14 protein-coding genes are annotated in these 13,080 nt (G+C 72.7%); 10 read left to right on the forward strand and 4 right to left on the reverse strand.

Annotated features, from left to right (window positions below):
- Nucleotides 1–36: 36 nt before the first annotated feature.
- Complete coding sequence (locus Sri02f_RS10845) at nucleotides 37–723, forward strand: esterase/lipase family protein (protein ID WP_109000877.1); 687 nt, start codon at nucleotides 37–39, stop codon at nucleotides 721–723.
- A gap of 118 nt (nucleotides 724–841) precedes the next feature.
- Entirely contained in the window at nucleotides 842–1,624 is a 783-nt protein-coding gene (locus Sri02f_RS10850; protein ID WP_109000878.1) for a class I SAM-dependent methyltransferase, read from the forward strand.
- A gap of 25 nt (nucleotides 1,625–1,649) precedes the next feature.
- Here Sri02f_RS10850 and Sri02f_RS10855 read toward each other — a convergent pair whose 3' ends face one another.
- Together Sri02f_RS10855 and Sri02f_RS10860 are read right to left on the reverse strand one after the other, a co-directional pair.
- Nucleotides 1,650–2,024: a fic family toxin-antitoxin system, toxin component gene (locus Sri02f_RS10855; RefSeq protein WP_109000879.1), complete on the reverse strand. Its 375-nt coding sequence runs from the start codon at nucleotides 2,022–2,024 to the stop codon at nucleotides 1,650–1,652.
- A gap of 4 nt (nucleotides 2,025–2,028) precedes the next feature.
- Nucleotides 2,029–2,286: a toxin-antitoxin system HicB family antitoxin gene (locus Sri02f_RS10860; RefSeq protein WP_109000880.1), complete on the reverse strand. Its 258-nt coding sequence runs from the start codon at nucleotides 2,284–2,286 to the stop codon at nucleotides 2,029–2,031.
- Between the two features lie 147 nt (nucleotides 2,287–2,433).
- Here Sri02f_RS10860 and Sri02f_RS10865 point away from each other — a divergent pair, with 147 nt between their 5' ends.
- The 8 genes from Sri02f_RS10865 to mug all read left to right on the forward strand — a co-directional run bounded on the left by Sri02f_RS10865 (nucleotide 2,434) and on the right by mug (nucleotide 11,884).
- Entirely contained in the window at nucleotides 2,434–3,276 is an 843-nt protein-coding gene (locus Sri02f_RS10865) for an ABC transporter ATP-binding protein (protein ID WP_109000881.1), read from the forward strand.
- 4 nt (nucleotides 3,277–3,280) lie between these two features.
- On the forward strand, nucleotides 3,281–5,848 hold the full coding sequence (locus Sri02f_RS10870) for an ABC transporter permease (RefSeq protein ID WP_109000882.1): 2,568 nt from the start codon (nucleotides 3,281–3,283) through the stop codon (nucleotides 5,846–5,848).
- An 82-nt stretch (nucleotides 5,849–5,930) separates the two neighbouring features.
- A complete protein-coding gene (locus tag Sri02f_RS10875) occupies nucleotides 5,931–6,356 on the forward strand; it encodes a GNAT family N-acetyltransferase (RefSeq protein ID WP_109000883.1) in 426 nt (141 codons plus the stop codon).
- A gap of 196 nt (nucleotides 6,357–6,552) precedes the next feature.
- On the forward strand, nucleotides 6,553–7,887 hold the full coding sequence (locus tag Sri02f_RS10880; protein ID WP_109000884.1) for a hemolysin family protein: 1,335 nt from the start codon (nucleotides 6,553–6,555) through the stop codon (nucleotides 7,885–7,887).
- The gene (locus tag Sri02f_RS10885) at nucleotides 7,884–8,897 is read left to right on the forward strand and encodes a hemolysin family protein (protein ID WP_109000885.1); all 1,014 of its coding nucleotides are present in this window, start codon (nucleotides 7,884–7,886) and stop codon (nucleotides 8,895–8,897) included. The genes Sri02f_RS10880 and Sri02f_RS10885 overlap by 4 nt, the downstream gene beginning before the upstream one ends.
- Before the next feature lie 88 nt (nucleotides 8,898–8,985).
- Nucleotides 8,986–9,768 (forward strand): SGNH/GDSL hydrolase family protein, encoded by a 783-nt coding sequence (locus Sri02f_RS10890; protein ID WP_109000886.1) that lies wholly within the window; start codon nucleotides 8,986–8,988, stop codon nucleotides 9,766–9,768.
- Between the two features lie 128 nt (nucleotides 9,769–9,896).
- Complete coding sequence (gene purB / locus Sri02f_RS10895) at nucleotides 9,897–11,339, forward strand: adenylosuccinate lyase (RefSeq protein ID WP_109000887.1); 1,443 nt, start codon at nucleotides 9,897–9,899, stop codon at nucleotides 11,337–11,339.
- Nucleotides 11,340–11,383: 44 nt separating this feature from the next.
- Nucleotides 11,384–11,884, forward strand: coding sequence for a G/U mismatch-specific DNA glycosylase (mug, locus tag Sri02f_RS10900; RefSeq protein WP_245970587.1), 501 nt, complete (start codon nucleotides 11,384–11,386; stop codon nucleotides 11,882–11,884).
- 6 nt (nucleotides 11,885–11,890) lie between these two features.
- Here the strand turns inward: mug and Sri02f_RS10905 are convergent, their stop codons facing one another.
- Nucleotides 11,891–12,301 (reverse strand): hypothetical protein, encoded by a 411-nt coding sequence (locus tag Sri02f_RS10905; protein ID WP_109000889.1) that lies wholly within the window; start codon nucleotides 12,299–12,301, stop codon nucleotides 11,891–11,893.
- A gap of 58 nt (nucleotides 12,302–12,359) precedes the next feature.
- Nucleotides 12,360–13,076: an ABC transporter permease gene (locus tag Sri02f_RS10910; RefSeq protein ID WP_109001028.1), complete on the reverse strand. Its 717-nt coding sequence runs from the start codon at nucleotides 13,074–13,076 to the stop codon at nucleotides 12,360–12,362.
- Nucleotides 13,077–13,080 lie beyond the last annotated feature (4 nt).

The following is a 13,080-nucleotide window of genomic DNA, read 5'->3' on the forward strand; positions in this document are numbered from 1 at the left end:
ACACTCCTGGCAACCCCACCCGTTTCAGGAGGCACCATGCAGCGCCACAAGCGTCGCATCGCCGCGGTCCTCACGGCCGCGGCCTCTTCGCTCCTTCTGTCACTGTCGTTCTCCGCCCCCACAGCCCACGCGGCGGCCCACGACCCGATCGTCTTCGTCCACGGTCTCAGCAGCGACTCCAGCAGCTGGGACGACTGGGTCGCCGACTTCGAGGCCGACGGCTACACGGCCGCCGAGCTGGACGCGTGGACGTACACCTGGACCCAGTCCAACGCCACCACCGCCGCCCAGCTGAACACCGAGATCAAGAAGGTGCTGGCACGGACCGGCGCGAGCAAGGTCGACCTCGTCGTGCACTCGATGGGGGCGCTGAGCTCCCGCTACTACCTCAAGAACCTCGGCGGGACGGCGTTCGTGGACGACTTCGTCTCCGTCGCGGGCACCAACCACGGCACCTCGGTGGCCTCGTTGTGCAGCTGGCTGTACACCTCCTGCGCCCAGATGGTGACCGGCAGCTCGTTCCTCACGGCGCTCAACTCCGGTGACGAGACGCCGGGCAGCGTGAACTACGCGGCGTACTGGTCGAACTGCGACGCGGCGATCGATCCGGACTCCTCGGCGCTGCTGAGCGGAGCGACCAATGTCGGCGTCGGGTGCATCTCGCACGACGCCATGAACAACGACCACGGCGTGTACGAGAAGGTGCGCGACTTCATCCGGTGAGGCGCATCCCCCGGTGCGAGCGGCGCACCGGCACGGCCGCTCGCACCGGGGGGGTGCGACGGGCCCGTACGGGGGAGAATCCCGGTAGGCCCTTCGCCGCCCCGCCCCGGAGGTCGCCATGCCGTCACGACCCCACGACTCCAGCTCCGGCTCCGACTCCGGCTCCGGCTCCGGCTCCGGCTCCGGTTTCGGCTCCGGCTCCGGCTCCGGCCTCGGTCCGGGACGCGGATCCGGATCCGGCAGGGCGCGCGGCGACGTCGTCCGCCATCCGTTGTTCTCCCGTTGCTACGCCCGGCTGGGCGCGGCCGCGGAGACCCGGGCGGGCCTCGCCGGCGTGCGCGACCGGCTGCTCGCCGGGCTGTCCGGCCGGGTCGTCGAGATCGGCGCGGGCAGCGGGCTGAACTTCGCGCACTATCCGGCCGCCGTCTGCGAGGTCGTGGCGATCGAACCCGAGCGGCGGTTGCGCCGGTGGGCGCTGGAGGCCGCGCTGCGGGCCGAGGTGCCCGTGGACGTGGTGCCGGGGGTCGCGGAGGCGCTGCCGGTCAAGAGCGAGGCGTTCGACGCGGCGGTGCTCTCGTTGGTGCTGTGCAGCGTGCGGGACGTGGGGCGCGCCCTGGCCGAGCTGCGGCGGGTGCTGCGGCCCGGCGGCGAGGTGCGGTTCCTCGAGCACGGGCCCGGCGGCGGTCCGACGATGCTTTTCGCCCAACGGGCACTGGACCGCACGGTGTGGCCGCACCTGGCCGGCGGCTGCCGGCTCACCCGTGACACCGTCGGCGCGCTGCGCGACGCCGGGTTCGAACTGGGCCCGTACCGCCGCACGACGCTGCCGGAGCGCGGTCCGCGGCTGCCGTTCTCCTACTGCGTGACGGGCGCCGCCTGGCGCCCTCCGGAGCCGGGGTGAGGCGGGAGGCGAACGGGAGAGGGAGCTACAGGCTCCATCGGCGCAGCTCGCCCGCGATCTCGGTCACCGACGCCTCTCCGCTCTTGACCAAGCGGGCGAGGTCGCGGACCTGTTCGGGCGACGTCGCGACCTTCAGCCCGCTGGCCACGAGGTAGGCGTAGGCGACCGCGCACGCGAACAGGGCGTTGGAGCGCTCCAACGCCGGTACATGGATGAGGAGTTGCAGCAGGGCGGCGGCGCGCGCGTGCGCGTCGTCGTAGACGGGGACGTCGAATATCTCGGCCTGATGGCGTGCCACGGCCGCGACCAGCGCGCCCCAGTCGGTGACCTGGGGGTCGCCCGGCGTCTTCTGTTCGGCGAGCATGAGGAGCCAGGCGAGGTCGATACGGAGATCGCTCAAGGGATCAGCGGCGACCTTCGCGCGTGGCGGCCTCGCGTGTCTCGCCCTCGCGTTCCGCGCCGAACTCCTCGGCGAAGAGTGTCTCGTACTGCTTCATGAAGTCGCTGGCGGCCTCGACGAACGTGTGGCCGATCTCCCCGGCGTCCTGTCTGACCAGCTCTTCTATGTAGCGGTTGACGCTCATGCCGCGAGCCGTGGCGCGCTCGCGGGCGACCTGGGCCGTGCCCTCGTCCACGCGTACGTTCAGCTGGGTCTTCGCCATACCTCGAAGCTAGCGCCGATGTGCTAGCAGCGGCAAGGGCGGCCGGTGGTCGAAAAGGGATTCCGGCTGTGCGCCGGGTCACACTACGCTCGGCCAGGCACAGTCGTCGTTTCGTAGTCGGCACGTCCACCGAGCGAGGAGGCAGCCTTGTCCACACCTGCTGCGGAGCACGTCCCCGGCCTGGCCGCGGCCGACGGGATCGCGGCCCGCGCCCGTGCTCTGACCAAGGCGTACGGCTCCGGCGAGACCACGGTGCTCGCGCTGGACGCCGTCGACGTGGACATCGCGCGCGGCCGCTTCACCGCGGTCATGGGGCCGTCCGGGTCCGGGAAGTCCACGCTGATGCACTGCCTGGCGGGGCTGGACACCGTCTCGGCCGGTCAGGTGTGGCTGGGCGACACCGAGATCACGGGTCTGAAGGACCGGGAGCTGACCCGGCTGCGACGGGACCGGATCGGGTTCATGTTCCAGTCCTTCAACCTGATCCCGACGCTGAACGCGGCGGAGAACATCACCCTGCCGATGGACATCGCGGGCCAGAAGCCCGACCAGAAGTGGCTGGACCAGGTCATCGACACGCTGGGCCTGCGGGACCGGCTGAAGCACCGGCCCTCGCAGCTGTCGGGCGGTCAGCAGCAGCGCGTGGCCTGCGCCCGCGCGCTCGCCTCCCGCCCCGAGCTGATCTTCGCCGACGAACCGACCGGCAACCTGGACTCGCGGGCCGGGCTGGAGGTCCTCTCCTTCCTGCGCGAGGCCGTCGACACCCTGGGCCAGACCGTCGTCATGGTCACCCACGACCCGGGCGCCGCGGCCCACTCCGACCTCGTGCTCTTCCTCGCCGACGGGCGGATCGTGGACGAGATGCAGCGGCCCACGGCCGAGGCGGTCCTCGAGCGGATGAAACGGTTCGACGTGATCCGCGCGCAGTTCGCCGGCGAGGGCGGGGACGGCGGGCCCAGCACCGTCGGCGCCGGCTCCGGGGAGAAGTGATCCGGTGCTGAAGGCCACGCTCAGGAGCTTCCTCGCGCACAAGGGACGGCTGCTGCTGTCCGCGCTGGCCGTCGTCCTGTCGGTGGCGTTCGTCGCGGGCAGCCTGATCTTCTCCGACACGGTGACCCGCACCTTCGACCGGCTCTTCGCGTCGACGTCCGCGGACGTCACGGTGCAGCCGAAGGAGGACCTGACGTCCTCCGTGCCGACCGGCGCGGTGCAGACCGTGCCGGCCTCGCTCGCGAAACGGCTGGCCGGCGTGCCCGGAGTCGCCTCCGCCCACGCGGACGTGAGCGTGCAGAACATCACGGTCGTCGACGCCCGGAACAAGTCCGTGGGACCGACCACGGGCGCGCCGACCATCGCCACGGACTGGTTCGTCACCCACCGCAGCCCGGTGAAGCTGACCTCGGGGCACGCCCCGCGGGGCGCGGGCCAGGCCATGCTGGACGCGGGCACCGCCGACCGCAAGCACGTGGCGATCGGCGACACGCTCACCGTGATGGCCCAGCCGGGCTCGTTCAGGGTCGAGGTCGTCGGCATCGCCACCTTCACCACCACCAACCCCGGCGCGGCCCTGGTCTACCTGGCCCCCGAGACGGCCGCCGCGAAGCTTCTGGGCGCGGCGGACAAGGCCACGAGCATCTCCGTCGACGCGGCCCCGGGGGTGGACGACGCGGTGCTCAAGAAGCGCGTCGCCGCCGCGGTCGGCGCGGGACCCTACGAGGTGAAGACGGCCGACGAGCAGGCGAAGTCGTCGGCGGAGGCGCTGGGCAGCTTCCTCGACGTCATCAAGTACGTGATGCTCGGCTTCGCCGGTATCGCGGTCCTCGTCGGCGTGTTCCTGATCGTCAACACGTTCTCGATGCTGATCGCGCAGCGCACCCGGGAGCTGGGTCTGCTGCGCGCGCTGGGCGCCGACCGCCGCCAGGTGCGCCGCTCGGTGCTCACCGAGGCGGTGCTGCTGGGCCTGGTCGGCTCCACGCTGGGGCTGGCCGCCGGCATCGGCCTCGCGGTCGGGCTGATCAAGCTGATGACCGCCTTCGGCATGAACCTGAAGGCCACGGAGATGGTCGTCGGCTGGCCGACCCCGGTGTCGTCGTACGTCGTCGGCGTCGGCGTCACCTTCGTGGCGGCGTACCTGCCCGCCCGGCGCGCGGCGACCGTGTCGCCGATGGCGGCCCTCGCCGACGCCGACGTCGCGGGAGTGGGCCGGCCGCTGAAGGTGCGCGCCGTGGTGGGCGCGGTCGTCGGGGCGCTCGGCACGGCGGCGCTCGTCGGCTGCGCGACCTCCTCGAGGACGGCGTCGGCGGCGTCCCTGCTGGGCCTGGGCGTGGTGCTCACCCTGATCGCCACCGTCATCGCGGGACCGCTCCTGGTGCGGCCGGTGATCAGGGTCCTGGGCGGCGCCTTCCCCGCGCTGTTCGGGTCCGTCGGCCGGATGAGCCAGCGCAACGCCCTGCGCAACCCGCGCCGGACGGGCGCCACGGCGGCCGCGCTGATGGTGGGCCTCGCCCTGGTGGGCGGGATGTCGGTGGCGAGCGCCTCCATGTCCAAGTCGTTCGACCAGCAGATCGACAAGACCCTGGGCGCCGACTACGTCGTCCAGAACGCCAACTTCACCCCGTTCTCCGCGGAGGTCACCGACGCGGTGCGGCACACCGAGGGCGTCGGCCTGGTCGTACGGCAGCGGTTCGCGCCGATCGCGGTGCGGCTGCCGGACGGCAGGCGTGTGGAGACGACCGCCACCGGCTACGACGACCGGGTCGACGACGTCGCGCACGTCACCTACGCCGAGGGCGGCACCGCGGCCGCCCTGGCCGACGGCGCCATGGGCATGGACGTGAACTTCGCCCGCGACCACGGGGTGCGGCTCGGCAGCGTGCTCCCGGTGGAGTTCCCCGGCGACCGGACGGCGTCGCTGAAGGTGGGCGCGCTCACCGACCAGGACGCGGCCGACGGGTTCGGCACCCAGGGCGGGCTGTTCTTCGGGATCGCCACCGTCGAGAAGTACGTGCCCGGCGGGCAGGACACCGCGCTCTACGTCAACGCGCGCTCCGGCGCCGATGTAGGCGGGCTGCGTCCGCGGCTGGAGAGGACCCTCGACGCGTACCCGCAGGTGCAGGTCCGTGACCAGGCCGACTACAAGAAGCTCGTCCACGACCAGATCGCCGTGCTGCTCTACCTGGTGTACGCGCTGCTCGGGCTGGCGATCGTCATCGCGGTGCTCGGCGTCGTCAACACGCTGGCCCTGTCGGTGGTGGAGCGGACCCGGGAGATCGGGCTGCTGCGCGCCATCGGGCTGGGCCGGCGGCAGTTGCGCCGGATGATCCGCCTGGAGTCGGTGGTGATCGCCGTGTTCGGCGCGGTGCTGGGGCTGGCGCTCGGCCTGGTGTGGGGCGTGTGCATCCAGCAGGTGCTGGCGTTGCAGGGCATGAAGGCCCTGGCCGTCCCGTGGGGAACCATCGTGGCGGTCGTGGTGGGGTCGGCGGTCGTCGGCGTCGTCGCGGCGCTGCTGCCCGCGCTGCGCGCGTCCCGGCTGAACGTGCTGGCCGCGATCGCGCACGACTGAGGAGGAGCCCCGCCCGTGGCCGGGGGCTGTCCGGATGGCGGAATTCCGTGTCCGGGCGGCCCGCCCGTGATGGGATCGGCGCATGTCTGATCTGCGGATACGGGCCGCGACACCCGAGGACCTGGACACCGTGCTGGCCTTCTGGAAGACGGCCGCCGAGGGCACGAGCATCAGCGACGACCGCAGCGGGGTGGAGCGGCTGGTCGCCCGCGACCCGCAGGCGCTGATCCTGGCCGAGCAGGGCGGTGAGCTGGTCGGCACGGTGATCGCCGGGTTCGACGGGTGGCGGTGCCATCTGTACCGGCTGGCGGTGCACCCGCGGCGGCGCCGCCGGGGCGTCGGCTCGGCGCTGCTGGCGGCCGCGGAGGAGCGGTTCGTGCGGCTGGGCGGCCGTCGCGGGGACGCGATGGTGCTCACCCGCAACGAGACGGCGCATCATGCCTGGCGCGCGGCGGGGTACGCGCCCGAGGAGAAGTGGCGGCGCTGGGTGAAGCCGCTCGCCGACTGATCGGGGGCCCACCAGATCCCCTTTGCCGATCCTTTACCCTTGGGGGGCTGTGTGGACCACCGCGCGGCCCCCGACGACGTCATGAAAGGTGTGAGCGTCCGCCCATGGGCGAGCCTCCCCGTACCCGCACGCGTACCTGTACGCGACATCGCGCGCTGCCGCCCGCCCTGCCCGATCCTGGGACGGAGGTGACCCGATGACCGAAGTGCTGCTGCTCCTGGTGGCGATCCTGCTGTCGCTCGCGTGCGGCGCCTTCGTGGCCGCCGAGTTCTCCCTGACCACCGTCGAGCGCAGCGAACTCGAACGGGCCGTGGAGCGCGGCGAGCGCGGCGCGGCCGGGGCGCTGAAGGCCGTCCGCAACCTCACCTTCCAGCTCTCGGGCGCGCAACTGGGCATCACGGTCACCAACCTGGTGGTCGGCATGCTGTCCGAGCCGTCGATCGCCAAGCTGATCTCCGGGCCGCTGGAGTCGCTCGGCCTGTCGAGCACCGCCGCGAGCTCGGTGGCGCTGGTGCTGGGCACGGCCCTGTCGACCGTGTTCCTGATGGTCGTCGGCGAACTCGTGCCCAAGAACTGGGCGATCTCGTCCCCGCTTTCGGTCGCCAAGGGCGTGGGCAACGCCCAGCGCTGGTTCAGCGCCGCCTTCCGGCCCTTCATCAGCCATCTCAACGAGACCGCGAACCGGATCGTGCGCCTCTTCGGCGTGGAGCCCACCGAGGAACTGGCCGCCGCGCGCGGCCCCCAGGAACTCGCGGCCCTGGCCCGGCACTCCGCCAGGGAGGGAGCCCTGGAGGCGGACACCGCAGAGCTCTTCGTGCGCACCCTGAACCTGGCCGACCTCACGGCGGAGAACGTGATGACCCCGCGCGTGCAGGTCATCGCGCTGGAAGCGTCGGCGACCTGCGAGGACGTCGCCAACGCCACCCGGGCCACGGGGCTTTCCCGCTTCCCGGTGTACCGCGGCAGCCTCGACGCGGTGGTCGGCATCGCGCACATCAAGGACGCGCTGGCGATCCCGGCCGCGCGGCGCCCGCGCGTGCCGGTCTCGGAGATCATGCGCGAACCCCTCCTGGTGCCCGAGTCGCTCACCGTGGACCGGCTGCTGGACCGGTTGTCCGGCAAGCGGACGATGGCCGTGGTCATCGACGAGTACGGCGGGACGGCGGGCGTGGCGACGCTGGAGGACATCGTCGAGGAGGTCGTCGGCGAGGTCCACGACGAACACGACCCGCACGAGACGCCCGACCTCGCCCCCGCGGGCTCGGACGACGACGGCCGCGTCCTGTACTCGGCCGACGGCTCCGCCCGCATCGACCAGCTCGCCCGCGTCGGCCTGCGGGCCCCGGAGGGCCCCTACGAGACGCTGGCCGGTCTGGTCGCCGCCGAGCTGGGCCGGATACCGGCCGTCGGCGACACCCTGGAGGTCACCGGCTGGCGCCTGGACGTCGTCGACGCCTCCGGCCGCCGGGCCGCCCGGGTGCTGCTGCACGCACCCCTCGCCGACACCCCCGCGGAAGGGGCGGACACGTGATCGCCGTCCAGTTGCTCATCGCCCTGGCGACCCTCGTCGTCAACGCGTTCTTCGTCGGCGCCGAGTTCGCGCTGATCTCCGTACGCCGCTCCCAGATCGAGCCGTACGCCGAGCAGGGCGACCGGCGCGCCAGGAGCGTGCTGTGGGGACTGCAGCACGTGTCGGCCCTGCTGGCGGCCGCACAGCTCGGCATCACCCTGTGCACGCTGCTCCTCGGCGTGGTGGCCGAACCCGCCATCGCGCACCTGCTGGAGCCGGTGTTCCACGCGGTGGGGGTGCCCGAGAGCGCCGGCCACGCGGTGTCCTTCGTGATCGCGCTCGTCCTCGCCACCTATCTGCACATGCTGCTCGGCGAGATGGTCCCGAAGAACATCACGCTCGCCGAGCCGGTGCGCAGCGCGCTGTTGCTGGGCCCGCCGCTGGTCGCCGTCGCCCGGGGGCTGCGACCGGTGATCTTCGCGATCAACGCCTTCGCGAACGCGCTGCTGAAGCTGATGCGGATCGAGACGAAGGACGAGGTCACGGCGACCTTCTCGGACGCGGAGCTGGCGCAGATCGTCAGGGACGCGGGCGAGGCCGGGCTGATCGACGACCGTGCCCAGGAGCGGCTGCACGACGCGCTGGAGCTGGGCCGCCGCCCGGTGCGGGACGTCGTCCTGCCGCTGGAACGGGTCGTCCAGGCGCGCGTGGGCATCACTCCGGAGGGGCTGGAGCGGCTGGCCGCCGAATCCGGGTTCTCCCGGTTCCCGGTGGTGGACGAGGGCCGGCGGATCGTCGGCTATCTGCATGTGAAGGACGCGCTGGACGCCTCGCCCCGGGACGCGCCGTTCCGGCTGCGGGACATGCGGCCCATCGCGCGCGTGCGGGAGGCGACGCCGCTGGACGACGTCCTGACCGCCATGCGCGGCAGCCGGACGCATCTGGCGGCCGTGCTGGGCTCCGACGGGCGGCTGGCCGGCCTGGTGACCATGGAGGACGTGCTGCGGGAGCTGTTCGGGCAGCGGGCCTGACGCCCGCGCGCGGGTGCGGTGGCCGGCCGCCGGAAGGCGGAGGCGACCGACCGCCGGGTATGCGACTCGGGCTACCATCTGTTCCGCCATGCAGACGAACCCCACTCACACCAGCCTGGTCGCCGTCGGCGACTCCTTCACCGAGGGCATGTCCGACCTGCTGCCCGACGGCACCTACCGGGGCTGGGCGGACCTCCTCGCCGCCCGGATGGCCGCCCGCGCCCCCGGCTTCCGGTACGCCAACCTGGCCGTGCGCGGCAAGCTGATCGGACAGATCGTCGAGGAGCAGGTGCCGGTGGCGGCCGCCATGGGCGCGGACGTCATCACCCTGGTCGGCGGCCTCAACGACACACTGCGGCCCAAGTGCGACATGGGCCGGGTCAAGGGCCTGCTCACGGAGGCCGTGGAGCAGCTGGCGCCGTCCTGCAAGCAGCTGGTGCTCATGCGCAGCCCGGGGCGGCGGGGTCCCGTCCTGGAGCGGTTTCGGCCGCGTATGGAAGAGCTCTTCGTGTGCGTCGAGGAGCTGGCCGCGCGGCATGGCGCACTCGTCGTCGACCTGTACGACGCCCCGTCGCTGAGCGACCCGCGAATGTGGGACGTCGACCGGCTGCACCTGACGGCGGAGGGCCACCGCAGGGTCGCCGAGGCCGTCTGGCAGACCCTCGGGCACGACCCCGAGGACCTGGAGTGGCACGCGCCGATGGCGGCGACGCCGCCCCCGGGGTGGACCGCCCGCCGGGTCGCCGACGCGCGGTTCGCCCGGCAGCACCTGCTGCCGTGGATCGCCCGCCGCCTCACGGGCCGCTCCTCCGGGGACGGCCTGCCGCCCAAGCGGCCCGACCTGCTGCCGTACGAGGGACCCACGGTATGACGGGCTCCGCGCGGCCCGGCCGGGGGCCGCGGGGCGCCGACGGCCGAGGCGCGTGACCCCGGTCTCGTAGGTTCCACCGAACGAGACCGTGCGCCGACCTGCACGAATCGCCAGTAGAATCCGTCCACGTGACTTCCGCTGCCGCCAAGCCCCGCATCCCCAACGTCCTCGCCGGACGCTACGCCTCCACCGAGCTCGCCACGCTCTGGTCGCCCGAGCACAAGGTGAAGCTGGAGCGTCAGCTCTGGCTCGCCGTGCTGCGGGCTCAGAAGGACCTCGGGATCGAGGTGCCGGACGCGGCGATCGCCGACTACGAGCGCGTCCTCGACACCGTGGACCTGACCTCGATCGCCGAGCGCGAGAAGGTCACCCGGCACGACGTCAAGGCCCGCATCGAGGAGTTCAACGACCTCGCCGGGCACGAGCAGGTCCACAAGGGCATGACGTCCCGCGACCTGACGGAGAACGTCGAGCAGTTGCAGATCCGCCTGTCCCTGGAGCTGGTCCGCGACCGCACGGTCGCCGTGCTGGCACGCCTGGGCAAGCTGGCCGGCGAGTACGGCGAGCTGGTCATGGCCGGCCGCTCGCACAACGTGGCCGCGCAGGCCACCACCCTGGGCAAGCGGTTCGCGACCGCCGCCGACGAGCTCCTCGTCGCCTACGGCCGGGTCGAGGAACTGCTCGGCCGGTACCCGCTGCGCGGCATCAAGGGTCCGGTGGGCACCGCCCAGGACATGCTGGACCTGCTGGGCGGGGACGCCGCGAAGCTCGCCGAGCTGGAGGACCGGATCGCCGGTCACCTGGGCTTCTCCCAGGCGTTCACGTCGGTCGGGCAGGTCTACCCGCGCTCGCTGGACTACGAGGTCGTGACGGCGCTGGTGCAGCTCGCGGCGGCCCCCTCCTCGCTGGCGAAGACGATCCGGCTGATGGCCGGGCACGAGCTGGTGACCGAGGGCTTCAAGCCCGGCCAGGTCGGCTCGTCCGCCATGCCGCACAAGATGAACACCCGCTCCTGCGAGCGCGTCAACGGCCTGATGGTCATCCTGCGCGGCTACGCGTCGATGACCGGCGAGCTGGCGGGCGACCAGTGGAACGAGGGCGACGTGTCCTGCTCGGTGGTGCGCCGGGTCGCGCTGCCGGACGCGTTCTTCGCGCTGGACGGTCTGCTGGAGACGTTCCTGACGGTGCTCGACGAGTTCGGCGCCTTCCCGGCCGTCGTGGCCCGCGAGCTCGACCGCTACCTGCCGTTCCTCGCCACCACCAAGGTGCTGATGGGCGCGGTGCGCGCGGGCGTCGGCCGTGAGGTCGCGCACGAGGCCATCAAGGAGAACGCCGTGGCCTCGGCGCTGGCGATGCGCGAGCAGGGCGCCGAGCGCAACGAGCTGCTGGACAAGCTGGCGGCGGACCAGCGCCTGCCGCTCGACCGGGCGCAGCTCGACGCGCTGATGGCCGACAAGCTGTCCTTCACGGGCGCCGCGTCCGCGCAGGTCGCCATGGTGGTCGGCCGGGTCGAGGAGATCGTCAAGCAGCGGCCCGAGGCCGCCGGTTACACCCCGGGAGCCATCCTCTGACGCGCTTCACCCAGGCGGAGCTCGAGGCCGCCCGCGACCGTCTCGTGCCGGACGTCGTCGCGGGTGGCCTGCGCGTGTTGTTCTGCGGCATCAACCCGGGTCTGATGACGGCGGCCACCGGCCATCACTTCGCCCGCCCCGGCAACCGCTTCTGGCCCGTGCTGCACCTGTCCGGCTTCACGCCGAGGCTGATGAAGCCGGCCGAGCAGCGGGAGCTGCTGTCCTACGGGCTCGGCATCACCAACGTGGTGGCGCGGGCGACAGCCCGGGCGGACGAGCTGAGCACCGAGGAGTACCGCGAGGGCGGCCGGCTGCTGGCGGCGAAGGTGGGGGCGCTCGGGCCGCGGTGGCTGGCGGTGGTGGGCGTGACCGCCTACCGGGCCGCGTTCGACGACCGCAAGGCCGCGGTGGGGCCGCAGGAGCGGCTCGTCGGGGACACCCGCGTGTGGGTGCTGCCGAACCCGAGCGGCCTGAACGCGCACTGGACCACGGCGACGATGGCGCAGGAGTTCGCCCGGCTGCGGACGGCGGCGGAGGAGGACTGACGGCCCTCAGGGCGGGTCGGTCTCCGTCACCACCAGCAGGAGCTGGAAGGGCAGTTCCGCGTCCCACTGGGAGACGCCGAGGGCTATCCAGCGCGGCGTGCCGGGCAGTTGCCACAGGTGCAGGTCCGGAACGTGACCGCTGAGCGAGGCCCAGGGTTCGGGTATGTCCTCTCCGGCCATGGAGCGCTCCAGCGTGCTCGCCAGACTGACGAGGTGCGGCAGCCCCCAGCGGCCGGTCAGCCGCTCCGAGAGCCCGTCCCGGTCGGCCTCGTACTGCTCCTCCGTCTCCTCCCACGCGCCGCGGCCCTCGCCGTGGAAGTCGCCGCTGGTCTGCAGTTCCGCCACGAGGTACCCCTCCGCGGGGAGTTCGCGGACGCTCAGCAGGTCGACGGTGGCCAGACCGTGCGCGATGTCCATGAGATCCAGTAAAGCGGCCGCCACTGACAATTGGCGGCCCGTCAGCGCGGCGCCCCGGTCAGGCGTCCCGGACCCGCACCCGCCAGGCCCCCGCGGCTACCGCGGCGGCCGTCCACAGGGCGGTCACCGCGAGCCCGGTCCACGGCCCCGGAACGCCGTCCCACGTGCTGTGCAGGACGACTTGGCCTGCCCGGTCGGGCAGGAGGCCGGCAGCGCCGCCGTTCACGTCGCCGACGACGAAGGAGACGAGCAGGAGGAAGGGCACGAGGATGCTCAGGGCCCCCACCCCGCTGCGCAGGACCGCGGTGAGGCCGGCGGCCAGCAGAGCCATCAGCGTCAGATAGACGGCGCAGCCGGTCGTCCCGCGCAGCCACTCCGCCGGGGGCGCCCGGTGCGCGTGCGGCCCTGACGTCGCCGCTCCCGCCGTCAGGGCCGTCAGCCCGGTGACCAGGCCGACGGCGAACACCGGCAGGCCGATCGCCGTCAGCTTGGCGGCGAACCAGCGGCCCCGGCGGGGCACCGCGGCCAGCGACAGGCGCAGAGCGCCCGTCTGGAACTCGGCGGAGACGGCCGTCGTGCCGAAGGCGATCGCCGCGATCTGCCCGAAGGTCACGCCGAAGAACGCGGAGAACAGGGCGTCGTCGTCGCCGTTTCCGAGTCCCGCCAGTGCGGAGAACGCGACCGTGGCGAGCGGTACGGCTGCCAGGGCGCCGATCTGTGAGCGCAGCGTGCGGATCTTGATCCACTCGGCGTGAAGTGCGGGCGCGAACGTCAGGGGA

The organism is Streptomyces rishiriensis (genome assembly GCF_003112535.1).
Taxonomy (GTDB): domain Bacteria; phylum Actinomycetota; class Actinomycetes; order Streptomycetales; family Streptomycetaceae; genus Streptomyces; species Streptomyces rishiriensis.